Source organism: Staphylococcus sp. 11007852, assembly GCF_011394325.1.
Lineage (GTDB): Bacteria > Bacillota > Bacilli > Staphylococcales > Staphylococcaceae > Staphylococcus > Staphylococcus agnetis.
Genome location: NZ_JAANBJ010000030.1, coordinates 39,985 through 55,765, shown reverse-complemented (window position 1 = coordinate 55,765; position 15,781 = coordinate 39,985). Strand labels below are relative to the sequence as shown.

General features: G+C 36.4%; 17 protein-coding genes and 2 pseudogenes. 8 read left to right on the top strand and 11 right to left on the bottom strand.

Annotated elements, in window-relative coordinates:
* Nucleotides 1-43: 43 nt before the first annotated feature.
* The 3 genes and pseudogenes from nagB to G8Y85_RS09475 all read right to left on the bottom strand — a co-directional run bounded on the left by nagB (nt 44) and on the right by G8Y85_RS09475 (nt 2,992).
* Entirely contained in the window at nt 44-772 is a 729-nt protein-coding gene (nagB, locus tag G8Y85_RS09485) for a glucosamine-6-phosphate deaminase (protein ID WP_060552348.1), read from the bottom strand.
* A 5-nt stretch (nt 773-777) separates the two neighbouring features.
* Complete coding sequence (locus G8Y85_RS09480) at nt 778-1,449, bottom strand: N-acetylmannosamine-6-phosphate 2-epimerase (RefSeq protein ID WP_060552347.1); 672 nt, start codon at nt 1,447-1,449, stop codon at nt 778-780.
* Between the two features lie 17 nt (nt 1,450-1,466).
* Nucleotides 1,467-2,992: pseudogene (locus G8Y85_RS09475) on the bottom strand (PTS transporter subunit EIIC).
* 126 nt (nt 2,993-3,118) lie between these two features.
* Here G8Y85_RS09475 and G8Y85_RS09470 point away from each other — a divergent pair.
* From G8Y85_RS09470 to folE2, 4 genes are all read left to right on the top strand, one after another.
* Nucleotides 3,119-3,928, top strand: coding sequence for a MurR/RpiR family transcriptional regulator (locus G8Y85_RS09470; RefSeq protein WP_165805749.1), 810 nt, complete (start codon nt 3,119-3,121; stop codon nt 3,926-3,928).
* Between the two features lie 109 nt (nt 3,929-4,037).
* On the top strand, nt 4,038-4,397 hold the full coding sequence (locus tag G8Y85_RS09465) for a YojF family protein (protein ID WP_037566337.1): 360 nt from the start codon (nt 4,038-4,040) through the stop codon (nt 4,395-4,397).
* A gap of 12 nt (nt 4,398-4,409) precedes the next feature.
* A complete protein-coding gene (gene bshB2, locus G8Y85_RS09460) occupies nt 4,410-5,087 on the top strand; it encodes a bacillithiol biosynthesis deacetylase BshB2 (RefSeq protein WP_107368309.1) in 678 nt (225 codons plus the stop codon).
* 78 nt (nt 5,088-5,165) lie between these two features.
* The gene (folE2, locus tag G8Y85_RS09455) at nt 5,166-6,044 is read left to right on the top strand and encodes a GTP cyclohydrolase FolE2 (RefSeq protein WP_107368310.1); all 879 of its coding nucleotides are present in this window, start codon (nt 5,166-5,168) and stop codon (nt 6,042-6,044) included.
* Nucleotides 6,045-6,151: 107 nt separating this feature from the next.
* On the opposite strand, the gene G8Y85_RS09450 is transcribed toward folE2, so the two are convergent.
* The 3 genes from G8Y85_RS09450 to tadA all read right to left on the bottom strand — a co-directional run bounded on the left by G8Y85_RS09450 (nt 6,152) and on the right by tadA (nt 8,241).
* A complete protein-coding gene (locus tag G8Y85_RS09450) occupies nt 6,152-6,718 on the bottom strand; it encodes an NADPH-dependent FMN reductase (protein ID WP_060552342.1) in 567 nt (188 codons plus the stop codon).
* Nucleotides 6,719-6,735: 17 nt separating this feature from the next.
* A complete protein-coding gene (locus tag G8Y85_RS09445; protein ID WP_165805748.1) occupies nt 6,736-7,605 on the bottom strand; it encodes a Cof-type HAD-IIB family hydrolase in 870 nt (289 codons plus the stop codon).
* Nucleotides 7,606-7,743: 138 nt separating this feature from the next.
* The gene (gene tadA, locus G8Y85_RS09440; protein ID WP_107371172.1) at nt 7,744-8,241 is read right to left on the bottom strand and encodes a tRNA adenosine(34) deaminase TadA; all 498 of its coding nucleotides are present in this window, start codon (nt 8,239-8,241) and stop codon (nt 7,744-7,746) included.
* A 66-nt stretch (nt 8,242-8,307) separates the two neighbouring features.
* On the opposite strand from tadA, the gene G8Y85_RS09435 reads away from it, so the two are divergent.
* Nucleotides 8,308-8,925, top strand: coding sequence for a deoxynucleoside kinase (locus G8Y85_RS09435; protein WP_107371173.1), 618 nt, complete (start codon nt 8,308-8,310; stop codon nt 8,923-8,925).
* Entirely contained in the window at nt 8,918-9,583 is a 666-nt protein-coding gene (locus tag G8Y85_RS09430) for a deoxynucleoside kinase (RefSeq protein ID WP_107371174.1), read from the top strand. The genes G8Y85_RS09435 and G8Y85_RS09430 overlap by 8 nt, the downstream gene beginning before the upstream one ends.
* Before the next feature lie 29 nt (nt 9,584-9,612).
* On the opposite strand, the gene G8Y85_RS09425 is transcribed toward G8Y85_RS09430, so the two are convergent.
* On the bottom strand, nt 9,613-10,311 hold the full coding sequence (locus tag G8Y85_RS09425; RefSeq protein WP_165805747.1) for an HAD family hydrolase: 699 nt from the start codon (nt 10,309-10,311) through the stop codon (nt 9,613-9,615).
* A gap of 147 nt (nt 10,312-10,458) precedes the next feature.
* A pseudogene (locus tag G8Y85_RS09420) lies at nt 10,459-10,731 on the bottom strand (VOC family protein); the annotation flags it as partial.
* 217 nt (nt 10,732-10,948) lie between these two features.
* Between G8Y85_RS09420 and G8Y85_RS09415 the strand changes: the two are divergent.
* A complete protein-coding gene (locus G8Y85_RS09415) occupies nt 10,949-11,284 on the top strand; it encodes a hypothetical protein (protein WP_107371392.1) in 336 nt (111 codons plus the stop codon).
* A gap of 202 nt (nt 11,285-11,486) precedes the next feature.
* Complete coding sequence (locus G8Y85_RS09410) at nt 11,487-11,954, top strand: 2-thiouracil desulfurase family protein (RefSeq protein WP_107401149.1); 468 nt, start codon at nt 11,487-11,489, stop codon at nt 11,952-11,954.
* Nucleotides 11,955-12,004: 50 nt separating this feature from the next.
* Here the strand turns inward: G8Y85_RS09410 and G8Y85_RS09405 are convergent, their stop codons facing one another.
* The 3 genes from G8Y85_RS09405 to G8Y85_RS09395 form a co-directional block, all read right to left on the bottom strand.
* Nucleotides 12,005-13,081 carry a branched-chain amino acid aminotransferase gene (locus G8Y85_RS09405; protein ID WP_107371394.1) on the bottom strand — a complete coding sequence of 359 codons (1,077 nt, stop codon included), beginning with the start codon at nt 13,079-13,081 and terminating at the stop codon, nt 12,005-12,007.
* 293 nt (nt 13,082-13,374) lie between these two features.
* Complete coding sequence (locus G8Y85_RS09400; RefSeq protein ID WP_060552333.1) at nt 13,375-14,334, bottom strand: L-threonine 3-dehydrogenase; 960 nt, start codon at nt 14,332-14,334, stop codon at nt 13,375-13,377.
* 169 nt (nt 14,335-14,503) lie between these two features.
* Nucleotides 14,504-15,694, bottom strand: a complete 1,191-nt coding sequence (locus G8Y85_RS09395) for a glycine C-acetyltransferase (RefSeq protein WP_165805746.1) — start codon at nt 15,692-15,694, stop codon at nt 14,504-14,506.
* Nucleotides 15,695-15,781: the final 87 nt, after the last annotated feature.

Sequence of the window (15,781 nt, the reverse complement as noted above, 5' to 3'; positions counted from 1 at the left end):
TTTTCAGGATATACCCTAGAAATAGGAGTTTCAAACGATGCGCTTATAAGTTCGGCATTGCTTCATCATCAACAAAAACCTCCACATTGGGGTGGCGATGCAAAATAGAAGCTGGTAAATCTGGCGTCACTTCACCTGTCATCAAGCGTGTCATTGCCGCTTTTTTATGCGGACCCAGTGCGATTAAAATGATGCGTTTTGCTTTCATGATTGATTGAAGTCCCATCGAAATGGCCTGACGTGGTACATCACGCTTATTTTCAAAATAACGACTATTCGCTTCTATTGTACTTTCAGTTAAATTGACGCAATGTGTTTCTGTGTCAAACGGTGTCCCAGGTTCATTAAAACCGATATGACCATTTTGTCCGATACCTAAAATTTGAATATCAATGGGTCCTTCTTTATCTAAAATCGTCTCATATCGCATGGCTTCTTTATTAACGTCATCAACATCTCCATTTGGAATGTGCAAAAACGCTTCTGTAAATTTTGGATAATGATCAAACAAGATTTGGTGCATATAGTAATTGTAGCTTTCTGGATGTGTTGCATGTAAGCCTACATATTCATCGAGATTGAAAGTATGGATATGTGAGACATCGAGATTATTTTTATTTAATAAAGCTACTAAATGACCATACATATCGACCATCGTTCCCCCTGTCGCTAAACCGAGACGTGCATGTGGTTGGTGCAACATAAACTGATACAATTCAGTCGCAACATAACATGACACACGATCTTTCGTACCGAGATTTGTTACTTTCATTTGAATCATCCTCCGTGTAATGCATTTACAAAACGTTTCGTGATATCGCGCGGGCGCGTGATTGCTCCCCCAACAACAGACGCATAAACACCTTTATCCGTAACAATCTTTAGCATTTCCGGTGTCATGACATTCCCTTCAGCAATCACTTTTTGATTGACATGTTTTAAAATCTCATCTAAAAATTGAAAATCATTGGCATAGAGCACCTGTCCTTGTGTTTGTTCAGTATAACCATGTAATGTTGTGCCAATGTAATCAAATCCTAAATTTTCTGCATGTTGCGCTTCTTCAACCGTAGCGATATCTGCCATCAATTCAATATGCGGCGCTTGTTGACGCACATATGCCACTAATGTTTCTAAATCTTCTGCCGGTCGTTCGCGTAACGTTGCATCCATTGCGATCACTTCACAACCACTTTCTATTAATTCATCAATTTCCTTACGTGTCGCTGTGATAAACACGCTAGACCCTTCATAATCTCTTTTAACAATACCAATGACAGGTAAATCTACTTCTTGTTTAATCGCTAAAATATCTGCTTTCGTATTCGCTCGTATCCCTACAGCACCACCTTCTTTAGCTGCTAGCGCCATTTTACTCATAATAAACGATGAGTGCAGTGGCTCATCAGGTAAAGCTTGGCAAGATACAATTAATCCTTGAGGTAACATATACGTCGCTCCTTTATTTATAACTGTTCTTCAATTTCATTCTTAATACTTGTCACATGCGGTCCATACACAATCTGAACGCCATTACCTTGTTTAATAACCCCTTTCGCCTCGGTCATTTTTAATTGGGTTTCGTTTAATTTTCCACTATCATACAGTGTAACCCTCAAACGCGTTGCACAACAATCCACCACATTGATGTTGGCTTTACCTCCTAAAGCTTCTATAATGGTTTGCGCTCTTTCACTTTTACCGACAGAAACATTCATTTGCTCGTCTTCGCGGCCAGGCGTTTTAAAATTCATTTTAATAATGAGTAATTTAAATATGAAATAATACAAGCAAAACCACACGATGCCTATAGGTATCACATATAAGAAATTTGTCTTTTCATTTCCTTGTAAAACACCAAATAATATATAATCTATAAATCCACCACTAAACGTTTGACCAATTGTAATGTTAAAAATATCTGCCATCATAAATGCCAAACCATCTAATAACGCATGGATCACATATAATAACGGTGCAACAAATAAAAAACTAAATTCTAATGGTTCAGTAATCCCTGTCAGGAATGACGTTAGCGCCGCTGACAACATTAATCCACCCACAACTTTTTATTTTCGGGCTTCGACGTGTGGTAAATCGCCAGCGTTGCACCTAACAAACCAAACATCATAGTGATAAAACGACCAGACATAAATCTAGATACACCTTCATAATATTGGTGTACATTCGGATCACCTAATTGTGCAAAAAAGATGTTTTGCGTGCCTTGCACAAGATGTCCCTTTACTTCGAGCGAACCCCCTAAAGCTGTTTGCCAAAATGGAAGATAAAAAATATGATGCAAACCAAAAGGTCCTAACATTCTTAAAATAAACCCGTAAAAGAATGTCCCTATTACACCTGTTTTATTCACAATTCCACCTGCACCAAAGATAAGGTCTTGAATAAATGGCCATATAAAGTACATTAAGACACCCACAAATATAGCACTAAACGATGTGATAATAGGTATAAATCTCGAACCTCCAAAAAATCCTAAAAACTGTGGTAGCGTGACTTTATTATATTTATTATGTAAAAACGCAGTCATGATACCAATGATGATTCCTCCAAACACACCTGTTTCCACAGTTTGTATGCCTAGAACCATACCTTGTCCCTTTTTGGCAAGTTCTTCAGTTACCGCAAGATGATCATTGATAGTTAATAAAGCATTCATCGTTGCATTCATAATTAAAAAGCCTAATAAAGCAGCCAACCCAGCTGTACCTTTGTCACTTTTAGCTAATCCAATTGCAACACCTACCGCAAAAATAACGGGTAAATTTTGAAAGACAATACTACCCGCTGAACTCATTAAAACAAATATGTGCTGTAAAAATTGAACATCTAAGATGGGATAGGCTTTAATTGTGTTCGGATTACTTAAAGCACCCCCAATACCAAGTAACAAACCTGCTGCTGGTAAAATAGCAATTGGCAACATAAAAGACTTACCGAACTGTTGTGCCTTTTCAAACGCTTTTTTCATGATACCCCAAACCCCTTTCTCCCTTATGCTTCTAAGTTCAATATAGCACCGTGAAATAAACTGTCAATATGTTATATTGTTTTGAAAAAAATTTTCAATTATACTGAATAAAAGGAGCGCGATAAGATGAAACTTGAAAATCGTATTCAACATTTTTATCCTCATTTTACGAAATCTGAACGTATCATCGCAGCAGCAATTTTAAAATTAGACTGTGCTACGGATATTGGGAATATACAATCTTTTGCACGTGATATTGGTGTGTCTTCTTCAAGTGTGAGTCGCTTTGCGCATAAGTTAGATTATGATAGTTTTCAATCGTTACGTTTTGCGATTCAACATGAATTTCATCAAGATGTCATCGAAAACGAGCCTGCCATTCAAATTATGCATCAACATTATATGTCTATTTTGAATCATACAGGTGAATTTATTATTCAATCTGACTTGTTGGCACTCGTAGAAGCGATTCAACATAGTCAAAAAATCATATTTATTGGTATTGGTAGTTCTGGGTTAAGTGCCCAAGAATTTTATTTTCGTACCATCCGCATGGGCTTTAATGCGATGGCGATCACAGATGCACACTTAATGGCAGTAATTGAACAAATGTGTGATGAACAAACCACCGTCGTTGCCCTTACCAATAGTGGCGCAACAGCTGAAATATTAGATAGTTTAAGTCAGGCTCAAAAAGCAGGCGCTAAAATTTTAGCATTGTCACATTATAAAACCGCCGCATTAGAAAACGTGTGCGACCATATTATTTTGACAGCGGATCATCAATTTACCCACGATCATTATTTTATCAATTCACAATTAGCCACACATTTTATTATTGATTTGGTAAGCTATCATTTACTTCAAGACACATCCCGTTTACATCACTTTTCACAAAGTTATGAGACATTAGTTGCTAAGCGCAAACAGCGATAGGCTCAAATACTTTATGAATTTTGCAATATAAAATGAGCAGACATATACAAATTTGACACATTTTTTAGTAAAATAGAAAGATAATCATATCAGGGAGGCAGTGAACGCTTTGCAACCTATTCATGAAGACAAGCTTCAAGCTTTATTAAATCAATATGCAAATCAACCTGTCTATTTGCACGTTGAAACGACTAATGGTGCCTATGCCAACCATTTCGATCAACGTGTTTTCAATGCAGGGACATTTTTACGCAATATTCAAGTCAATTATCAACACGCACAATTAAAAGGCGGCGGCAAAGAGCCTTACCGTATTGGCCTTAAATTGGACAATCATGGCTGGGTGTATGTTCAAGGACTGACGCATTATGAAGTCGCTGACAATGATGCTTTGTTGATAGCGGGATTTAATTATGAAGGACAACTTGCGGCTGCACTTGAAATTAGTCGACAAGCGTTTGAAATTTAGGAGGGATGCATAATGGCTATGGAACGACATATTTTAGTGATATTTCCACATCCTGATGATGAAACATTTTCATCTGCAGGTACCCTTGCACGCTTTGTTGATGAGGGCGTCCCTGTCACTTATGCATGTTTAACATTAGGGCAAATGGGACGCAACTTAGGCAACCCTCCTGTAGCCACGCGTGAATCATTACCGCATATTCGTGAGCGCGAACTTGAAGAAGCGGCCAACGTTATTGGTATCACGCATTTGCGCAAAATGGGCTTACGTGATAAAACAGTTGAGTTTGAGCCTCATGATGAAATGGATGCAATGATACAAGGACTTATCGATGACACGAATCCTTCTACAATCATTTCATTTTATCCAGGTTATGCCGTTCATCCTGATCATGAAGCGACTGCAGAAGCTGTTGTTCGGACTGTTCAACGTCTCCCTGAAACAGAACGACCGAAATTGCAACTCGTTGCATTTAGTAATGACGCTGTAGATGCATTGGGCGAACCGGATATCGTCAATGACATTTCTGAGTATAAAGAACAAAAATTAAAAGCTTTTGAAGCACATCAATCACAAACAGGGCCGTTTTTAGAACAACTGGCAAATCCTCAAGGACGTGCTTCAGGCGTGCCGAGTGATGTGGCCGCATTTTTAACTACCGAAACATTTTGGACGTATCATTTTGATTAAATCCAAAACATTCGAATTGAAGGATTAAGCCAAAAATGATGTGTCTTAATCCTGAGCAAATATAGTGGAGGAAGTAACATGACTGAATTTGATTTATCAACCAGAGAAGGTCGTTGGAAACATTTTGGTTCTGTAGACCCTATCCAAGGTACAAAACCAACAACGAAAGCTGAAATGACCGATCTTCAAAGTACACATAAAAACTTTTTGTTTGAAATAGAAGAAGTAGGTATTAAAAACTTAGTTTATCCTGTATGGATTGATCAATTTCAAACAGCAGGCAACTTTAGTTTTTCTACAAGTTTAAATAAAGATGAAAAAGGCATCAATATGAGCCGAATTTTAGAAGCGGTTGAGGCTGAATATGATAATGGGATTCGACTTGAATTCGATACATTAACACAGTTGTTGAACCGTTTAAAATCGCATATGAAACAACATAGTGCAGGCGTCGATGTTTCAGGAAAATGGTTCTTTGAACGTAAAAGTCCTGTCACTGACATAAAAGCGGTTGGGCACGCTGATGTCACTTATGGCTTGGCGGTACGTGGAGATGAAATAACACGTAAAGAATTAACAATAGAAGCGGCTGTGACAACGTTATGTCCGTGTTCTAAAGAAATCAGTGAATATTCTGCGCACAACCAACGTGGCATTATTACGGTGAAAGCTTATATGAATAAAACTGCCAAATTATCAGATGACTATAAAGAGATTATTCTAGATGCGATGGAAGCAAATGCGAGTTCCATGCTCTACCCTATATTAAAGCGTCCAGATGAAAAACGTGTAACAGAGCGTGCATATGAAAATCCGCGTTTTGTTGAAGATTTAATTCGTCTCATCGCAGCTGACTTAGTTGAACTCGATTGGTTGGAGGGATTTGATATCGAATGCCGAAATGAAGAATCCATTCACCAACATGATGCCTTTGCTAAGTTAAAATATCGAAAATAAAAGAAAGGGTGAGTCACTTAAAATCGTGCTCACCCCTTTTTTATTACTGTGAATATCATGATATCACTTTCAATTTGCGTCATTTTATAAATATTGAAGGTGATTTTTTATTTTAAATGTTCATATGGACTATTTTTCGCAAACGATAAAATTTGATCAATAAATAATTTCGCACGTAGTTGAAATTCTTCATTAGATAGATATAACGTGCCATCTTCTAATTTGTCGTAATCCGAATCATGTGTTGCAATTTGTGTAGGTACAGCAATACCCAGTAATGAACGTACGATGAGTCTTAAGTGCGACAATGGTTCCGCACTTACGATACCTCCGCTATTATTCACTAATCCAACTGGTTTCATTTTGAAGTAATCCATATTCAAGTAATCTAGCGCATTTTTTAAACTTCCTGAATAAGAACCATGATAGTTTGGTGTACCGAGTATAAGAAAATCTGCTTCCATTGCTAAAGATTTTAATTGTTCTGCATTACGTTGATACGCCTCTGGTACTGGATTTTGTCCTGAAAAATCTAACATATGCAAAGGACGTTCAGCTAAATCAAAAATTTCAACTTCATGATGATGTGCTTCAATTTGTCCTTTTAGAAATTGAGCAAGTGCGCGTGTATGCGAATTGGGTGACGCACTTCCTACAATAATTAATCCTTTCATAATTGAACTGTCACTCCCTATTTCTTTGTCTCATCGATAATGTGATAAATCGCTTTCGCGACACCACTATTTTCATTAGTATCCGTCACAAATGACGCGATGTCTTTTAATTCCGGAAGCGCATTTGCCATCGCAACAGGATGACCCACTACTTCCAACATTGATTTATCATTTAAATTATCTCCCACCGCCATGACATCTTTCATTTCAATACCGAGTTGTTCCGCAATGGTGCGCACTGCTAATCCTTTTTGCGCATCAATATGTGTAATTTCGATATTTCCTCTTGCTGATGAAGATACAGCGAGGTTGCCACTTTTGGCCAACCGTTCTTTTGCACGATTAATTTTATCTAAATCAACATCGTGCGCTAATACTTTCATAATAAGCTCACCTGGAATATCTTCGACTTTATCGTAATTATCTACGACTTTTAAAGACCCCACTTCGATACGATGCTGAATATGTGCACGTATCTTTTCTACGTTAGGTATTTGCCCCATTTGTTTCGCAATATCAAGATATATCGCCAAGTCACGTTCAGGATCCTCAGTATAAATGCCTAAATTTGTATACACTTGATAAAAAATATTTTCTTCATCCAACACATTACGTATACGTTGGTATAATTCATGGTTTAAGTTTGATGTATGCACGATGTCGAAACATTCGTCTCGTACTTCGGCACCATTTAAACAAATATACGGTACCTTCAAACCCGTGGGCTGAATCGGGTCATGCGCTTCATAAAACGCACGTCCTGTTGCTATTACCACTGTAATCCCTAATGATTGTGCATATTGAATGGCTTTCACATTCTCTTCTGAAACTTCATGCCCCGCATTAAGTAATGTACCGTCCATATCTGTCGCAATTAATTTAATCATATGTTTACCTCACTCTATGCCAAATCATTTCACATTAAATTTGTTATATACATGTATCCATTAGCATCACATATTACATATGAAATGATTAATAACGTATTCACCTTTAATGAACCGCTTCGTACGCCATTCATTTTATCAAACTTTCGGTGGATTGTATTTTAATTTGTTTGTGCGCTTCTTATTTTCACGTAGACGTTTAAAAAACTGTTTTAATAATTCTCCACATGAATATTCTAATACACCTGTAATAAGATTAACGCGATGGTTCATTCGTGAATCTTGTATAAGGTTCATTAAACTGCCACTGCACCCACCCTTAGGGTCTTTCGCACCGTAGACTACGGTATCAATACGGCTCATAACAATCGTTCCAGAACACATGACACACGGTTCAAGTGTGACATATAGCGTACAGCCTTCAAGGCGCCAAGTTCCTAGTTTTTTTGCGGCACGCTCAATGGCTAAATGTTCCGCATGCGCCATTGGAAGTTGTGACGTTTCTCTTAAATTATAGGCTGTCGCAATAATTTCATCATCTTTAACAACGACTGCCCCTATAGGCACTTCCCCCAACTTTTCAGCCGCTCTCGCTGCTTCAATCGCGACTGACATATAAAATTCATGACTTCTCATACAGAAACACCCCAACATGTGATAAAATTTGTAATACTGATAAAATAAAAAATGGAGATAAAAAATATGGATAAACCTTTTATAGCAATTGAAGGCCCGATTGGTGTTGGCAAATCTTCGCTAGCACATAAGTTGAGTCAATCTTATCATTTTTATGAGGCAAAAGAAATTGTAGGTGAAAACCCATTTCTATCCGATTTTTATGAAGATATTTCTAAATGGAGTTTCCAAACAGAAATGTTTTTCTTATGTAATCGATATAAAGATTATCAAGATTTAGGTACGATGCATCAAGGTATTGTAAGTGATTATCATATTTATAAAAATAAAATTTTCGCACGAAATACCTTATCACCTATAGAATTTGATAAGTTTTCTCGAATTTATGATATATTAACTGAAGATTTAAGAATGCCAGATTATATCGTCTTTTTAGACGCCGAATTGTTCCGTTTAAAAGAGCGGATCAAAATTAGAAATCGTGATTTTGAAATACATATTGAAGATGACTATTTATTAAAATTAAAAGCGGATTATTTGGCTTATTATGAGTCATTAAAAGCAAATGGTCATCACGTAATACGTATCGATACCACTCATCTGGACTTTGTTAAAAACAGTCCAGATTATGACACAATTTTAAATCAAATTAATGAATTAATTGGAGGAAAAACATTTGAATAACTTTGGTATACCCTCAAATGCGGTCATCACGATTGCTGGTACAGTCGGTGTAGGAAAATCATCATTAACCCAAGCAATTGCTGACAAATTAAATTTTAGAACGTCATTTGAAAACGTCGATCATAATCCTTATTTAGATAAATTTTATGAGGATTTCACGCGTTGGAGTTTCCATCTACAAATTTACTTTTTAGCAGAACGTTTTAAAGAACAAAAGCGTATGTTTGAATATGGCGGTGGTTTTATCCAAGACCGTTCTATTTATGAAGATGTCGATATCTTCGCTAAAATGCATGAAGAACAAGGGACAATGACACCTGAAGACTTTGAAACCTATTCAAATTTATTTAATGCGATGGTGATGACACCTTATTTTCCTAAACCTGATGTTTTAATTTATCTTGAATCAGATTATAAAAGTGTCATTAATCGCATTCATGCGCGTGGGCGCGAAATGGAAATGAATACAGATCCAGAATATTGGAAAAAGTTATTTGCACGTTATGATAGGTGGATTAATCAATTTAATGCATGTCCTGTCGTACGTGTCAATATCAATGAATATGATTTATATGACGATCCTAATTCCATAGATGCTGTACTTGAAAAAGTTGGACATATTATTCAAACACACCGTCAAGTTGACCAACGTCAATAATTACGCAACCCATTGAAGCTATAACGCATTCAATGGGTTGTTTTTAATATACTCGGAAGTTCTGTAACTTCATTTAAAATAATATCCGCATCAGCAAAGGTAGCTTGATTTCCTAATCCTGTCCGCACACCGACGTTAAATAGTGCATGTGCATTTCGCCCTGTTTTCATATCATTATCGGTATCTACTATCATTATCATGTCGCGACCTTTTATCCCTCGCTCCCATAACGGCTCTAAAATACGTGGGTCTGGCTTTTCGTAATGATCACCATTGGTAGAAATAACGATGTCAAATAACGATTGCAGTTGTGTTTTCTCAAAAAAGTGCGCCATACCTGTACGATTGTCACTCGTCAAAATACCGAGGTGATATCCTTGTGATTTTAGCGTATGGAGCATAGAGACCACCCCTTCAAATAATATGACCTCGGGTTCACGTGCATGAATGAGCGCTTGGCTTCTTTGTGTCGTGTATGACGTCGTATCTTGATCTGTATATTGATTAAACACGGTCACCATTTCCTCTAACGTACCTGAAGCCATAATGCTTCCTGGTGAAAAGCCATCATTTACGATACCTAGTTCTTTTTTCACGTCATCTAACGCTTTAATATGAAAATGCGCACACACATTTTCAACGAGTTGAATACCAATTTTAATCCAACTTTGATCAAATTGAATTAATGTACCATCCTTATCAAACATTAACCATATCGCGTTTGGCATTTTGTCACCTCCATTACACATGAGATATTTCATTCTAAAGATGTTGTTAATTAAAAATCGCTTTATGTATATAGGTATGCCACTCTATGAAGCATATCATTACAGTGAATAGCTTGATAGTTATTAATATAAAGAGACTATATTTTATTACTCAAAACATTTAGTATCATTGTCTAAATGATTATAATAATTAATTCTATCCATCAGTGTTCCTGTATGAAGTTCTAATAAATAACCATCTGGATCCGTGAAATAAATAGAATTTTTCTCCTTAATATCTCTATTTCTCCCTTTTAAAATATTCACTTTGTTTACTTTTAACCAATAATACCAATCTTCAAAATCTTTTTCAGAAATAGATAATGCCAAATGTGTATAACCGATTTGCATATCATGTCTTGGGATATCTTTTTCTTCACTTTATATTCTTAATATCTTTATATTTTATGATAATAGTAATTAATTGTAAATTGTTGTTGCTGTATGCTTTTAGTAGTCAATTTGACGTGAATAACCGCTTCAATCTTACATATTTCTTTCAATATAATACTTGAAACTTACAGTATTGTAAGATATGTTGTTTGCTATTTAATTATTATCATAGTTGTGATTTAATGTGTTTGAGGAGGTGAATCATATGGAAACTAAAAGTAGCAAATTGCTATCCTGTATTAGTTATTGGAGCATTTTCTTCGCACCGTTTGTATTACCCATTCTTATATGGATTTTTTCAGATCGACCTACTTCTCATCATGCCAAGATTGCTTTATTGAATCATTTAGGAGGCGTAATATTTTATTTTTTAGGTATGACAGGCTTTTATTTTTCACAAGTCATATTAGAAAAACCGTATAATCATCAAATTATGTTCTCCAATATTCTATTAGGATGTACATTCATTTGCTTATTCATCGCTATTTCAATAGCAATTTACAACTTAGTGAAAGGTTTTCAATTATTACTACAAGGTTAATCGTCTTAAGACCATTGTTAAACGCCACAATAACTACATGGACGTCAATTTAACGACCACTCAAACGTTTTGATTGGTACGCTATGCGCCCATTCTAATAAAATTATTACTTACATGAATGCACTCATATTATATAATAATATTAACAATAAATTGTTTGTTTTTGATGTATGTCGTTGAGATGTATATAAGGGGGATAACAATGATTTTAATCAGTAGTTGTCTTGTCGGAGAAAATGTACGCTATGATGGTAAAAACAAATTACAACCTGCACTGCTAAAGTTAATAGAAGCCGGGCATGCTCGCGCCGTTTGTCCTGAGATATTAGGTGGCCTTCCTATCCCGAGAAACCCTGCAGAGATTGTCGGTGGTGATGGCTATGATGTATTAAATCATCATGCCCGAGTGATGGATAGTGATGGCAATGATGTGACGGCAATGTATTTAAATGGTGCTCAAAAAACTTTAGAACAATGTAAAGCCATGGCATGTAAGGCAGTCATTTTAAAATCAGATAGCCCTTCATGCGGGTCCAAACAAATTTACAGTGGTGCCTTTAATAGCACTAAAAAACAGGGTGTCGGCGTATGTACGGCACTTTTAAGACAAAACGGGATTGCCGTATATGATGAAGACGACTATTTAGCATTGTTATCACATAAATTATAAAAGCTAGAAACCTACGTAAATGAGGTTTCTAGCTTATATGTTCATCAATATTAATATTTCGGTACAACGACTCTCCAACCATATGGATCTTCTAACTTACCGCTTTGAATACCTGTATAGTGATCATACAATTTTTGAGTGATTGGTCCTGTTTGGTTGTCGTTGATGACTATTTTTTCATCTTTAAATAGTAATTCACCTACTGGAGAAATGACTGCTGCTGTTCCAGTTCCAAAAACTTCTTGAAGACGTCCTTCTTTGTGATATTGATAAAGTTCATCAATTGCCACACGACGCTCTTCAACTTCATAGCCTAATGATTTAGCGAGTTCAAGAACTGTTTTACGTGTAATACCAGGTAAAATACTACCGTTTAATTCAGGTGTTACTACTTTCCCATCGATTACGAAGAAGATGTTCATACTTCCAACTTCTTCAACGTATTTTTGTTCAACGCCATCTAACCATAATACTTGGTCAAAGCCTTCTGCATTCGCATTAGATTGTGCAAGTAAGCTTGCCGCATAGTTACCAGCGACTTTCGCATAGCCAACACCACCACGAACTGCACGAACATACTCGTCTTCAACATAAATTTTCGTTGGACGTAAGGAATCGCCACCATAATAAGACCCAGATGGAGACAAAATAATTAATAAACGATATTCATGTGATGGATGCACGCCAAGCCCTTCTTGCGTCGCGAAAACATATGGACGTATGTATAAAGATTGACCTTCCCCTTCTGGCACCCAGTCACGTTCGATATCAATTAATTGTTTTAAACCTTCGAGTAATAATGCCTCGTCCACTTCAGGCATTTTTAAACGTGATAGTGACATATTAATACGTTTAAAGTTTTCCTCAGGTCTAAATAAAACAACCTCATCGTCGTGCTTGTATGCTTTTAAGCCCTCAAAAACTGATTGGCCATAATGGATACATTGTGCTGCCGGTGAAAGTTCGATTGGACCATAAGGAATAATCTTTAAATCGTGCCACCCTTTGTCAATAGAATACTCAAAGCTAAGCATATAATCCGTAAATACTTTACCAAAAGTAAGTGAGGATTGATCTGGCTTTTCTTTAAGTTGTTCTCTTTGTTGAAATTGAATTTTGTCTGACATGATTATTCCTCCTATTTAAATGTAATATATGCATTATATCAATGTGCATACGACAATTCAATGAGTTTTCCGAAAATTAGAATTAGTCTGATTTCAAGAAAACGCTTACATAATTTAGACTCAAGCGATGAAACTGTTGATTTTATCATCACTCAGAATCCCATTATACAAATTTTGTCGAAGTTATGAAAATGATACGAAAATAAAAAGAGACATGCCCGTCACATGTCTCTTTGCTCTATATGAAATTGAGATTTTGCGCTTTAAATTTTAAATTGATGTACTACGTGTAATTAAGCTTTATGCGTTTCTTTTTCTTGAATGGCTTCAATCATACGTGATGTCATTGCTTTAAGGTCATATTTTGGATTAAAGCCCCATTCACCACGTGCACAGCTCGTATCAATACTATCAGGCCAGCTATCCGCAATACCTTGACGTACAGGATCAACATCATAATCTAATGTGAAGTTAGGCATATGTTCTTGAATCGCTTCTTTTACCATTTCGGGTTCAATACTCATTGCGCTTAAGTTATAGGCATTACGGTTAATTAATTTACCGCTATCTGCCTCCATTAATTGAATAATGGCGTCAATGGCATCGTCCATAAACATCATATCCATGTACGTATCTTTTGCGATATAACTTGTGTATTTACCTTCGCGTACGGCTTTAAAATAAATATCAACCGCATAGTCTGTCGTACCGCCACCTGGTTCTTTTACGTAAGAAATTAAACCTGGGAAACGAACGCTACGTGTATCAACACCAAATTTTGTAAAGTAATAATCGCAAAGCAATTCGCCTGAAACTTTGTTCACCCCATACATCGTGTTAGGACGTTGAATTGTGACTTGTGGCGTGTTTTTTTTCGGTGTATTCGGTCCAAATGCACCTATAGAACTTGGTGTAAAAAATTGTAAGTGATACTTACGTGCGACTTCAAGCGCATTCACTAAGCCACCCATATTCAAATGCCACGCTAAAAGTGGTTTTTGTTCCGCTGTTGCTGATAAAAGTGCAGCCATATGCATCATCGTATCTGGTTGGAACTTCTCTACTAATTGTTCCATTTTGTCAGCATCAGTCACGTCTAAAATTTCAAATGGCCCCTCAGCAACAATTGAGCCTGCTTCTGGCTCACGAATATCTGTTGCTAATACATTCTCATTCCCATAAATTTCACGACATTTTGCGACAAGTTCTGTACCAATTTGGCCCAGAGCACCTGTAATAAATATTTTTTTCATAAACACTCATTCTCCCTTTTTGTCTTTTTGAGACGGACATACGTCTATATCTTGCAGTCATTTTCTTGGTTTACAGGGACATTATAACATTTAAGCGCTTACTTGTACATCCTGAGAAAACAAAAAGCAAAGTAATTCTGCATGAATTACTTTGCTTATAAAATGATGATTATTGAATGACGTTCAGTTCTTTACCTACACGTTCATATACTTCTAATGCTTGATCTAACATGTCTTTAGTATGTGCTGCAGTAGGCATATTTCTCACACGACCTGTACCACGTGGAACTGTTGGGAAGACGATTGATTTTACATAAACACCTTCGTCCATTAAACGCTTACTAAATTCTTGCGTTTTCTTTTCATCGCCAATGATAACAGGCGTAATTGGTGTTTCTGAATCACCAATGTCAAAACCTAATTTTGCTAAACCATCTTTAAGGTATTTTGCGTTATCCCAAAGTTTATCGTGTAATTCTGTAGAAGCCATTAATTTATTTACCGCTTCAGTAATTGCTTTTGTATCTCCAGGTGCTAATGATGTAGAGAATAAGAATGGGCGTGATTGTGCTTTTAACCAATCAATTAATTGTTGTGATCCAGCAACATAACCGCCTACCACACCAATAGCTTTTGATAAAGTACCGATTTGGAAGTCTACTTTATCTTGTAAACCAAAGTGTTTCACTGTTCCAGCACCTTTACCCATGACACCAGAACCGTGCGCATCATCAACATAAATCATAATACCTAATGGCTCACAGATTTCAACAATTTCAGGGAGTTTCGCAACATCCCCATCCATACTGAAAACACCATCAGTAATGTACATCACTTTATTATATTGGCCTGATTCAACTGCTTCTTTCGCTTTTTCACGTAAGTCCTCCATATCAGAGTGTTTAACACGAATGATTTTCGCTTTAGATAAACGACACCCATCGATAATCGATGCATGGTTCAATTCATCAGATAAAATCGCATCACTTTTATTCATTACTGCAGAAATCGCAGCCATATTACAATTGAAACCAGATTGATAAGCGATAGCAGCTTCAGTACCTTTAAATTTTGCTAATGTTTGCTCGAGTTCATCATGTAAATCTAAAGTACCGTTAATTGTACGTACTGCACCAGCACCTACACCGTGAGAGTCAATCGCCTTTTTTGCTGCTGTTTTAAGATCTTCATTTGTTGCCAATCCTAAGTAGTTGTTTGATGATAGGTTAATATATGATTTGCCTTTGATTTTAATTTCCGGACCATTTGCCCCTTCAATTGAATCAATTTCATTATACAACCCATTGTCTTTAAGGTAGTTAATGTTTTCTTGTAAAAAGTCATTTAACTTTTGAACCATGTTCATTCCCCTTTCAATTTTCAATCACTTTAATAATAACGTATTTTGTACAAACTTCAAAGCATGTGTATAATATAAAGATAACGA

Bases quoted from the DNA above. Each gene is read 5' to 3' on its own strand.
- bshB2 (WP_107368309.1), top strand. From the start codon at position 4,410: ATGGCTATGGAACGACATATTTTAGTGATATTTCCACATCCTGATGAT.
- G8Y85_RS09400 (WP_060552333.1), bottom strand. From the start codon at position 14,334: ATGAAAAAAATATTTATTACAGGTGCTCTGGGCCAAATTGGTACAGAA.
- G8Y85_RS09480 (WP_060552347.1), bottom strand. From the start codon at position 1,449: ATGTTACCTCAAGGATTAATTGTATCTTGCCAAGCTTTACCTGATGAG.
- nagB (WP_060552348.1), bottom strand. From the start codon at position 772: ATGAAAGTAACAAATCTCGGTACGAAAGATCGTGTGTCATGTTATGTT.
- G8Y85_RS09435 (WP_107371173.1), top strand. From the start codon at position 8,308: ATGGATAAACCTTTTATAGCAATTGAAGGCCCGATTGGTGTTGGCAAA.
- G8Y85_RS09445 (WP_165805748.1), bottom strand. From the start codon at position 7,605: ATGATTAAATTAATTGCGACAGATATGGACGGTACATTACTTAATGCG.
- tadA (WP_107371172.1), bottom strand. From the start codon at position 8,241: ATGAGAAGTCATGAATTTTATATGTCAGTCGCGATTGAAGCAGCGAGA.
- G8Y85_RS09410 (WP_107401149.1), top strand. From the start codon at position 11,487: ATGATTTTAATCAGTAGTTGTCTTGTCGGAGAAAATGTACGCTATGAT.
- G8Y85_RS09425 (WP_165805747.1), bottom strand. From the start codon at position 10,311: ATGCCAAACGCGATATGGTTAATGTTTGATAAGGATGGTACATTAATT.
- G8Y85_RS09395 (WP_165805746.1), bottom strand. From the start codon at position 15,694: ATGGTTCAAAAGTTAAATGACTTTTTACAAGAAAACATTAACTACCTT.
- G8Y85_RS09405 (WP_107371394.1), bottom strand. From the start codon at position 13,081: ATGTCAGACAAAATTCAATTTCAACAAAGAGAACAACTTAAAGAAAAG.
- G8Y85_RS09450 (WP_060552342.1), bottom strand. From the start codon at position 6,718: ATGAAAGGATTAATTATTGTAGGAAGTGCGTCACCCAATTCGCATACA.
- G8Y85_RS09415 (WP_107371392.1), top strand. From the start codon at position 10,949: ATGGAAACTAAAAGTAGCAAATTGCTATCCTGTATTAGTTATTGGAGC.
- folE2 (WP_107368310.1), top strand. From the start codon at position 5,166: ATGACTGAATTTGATTTATCAACCAGAGAAGGTCGTTGGAAACATTTT.
- G8Y85_RS09470 (WP_165805749.1), top strand. From the start codon at position 3,119: ATGAAACTTGAAAATCGTATTCAACATTTTTATCCTCATTTTACGAAA.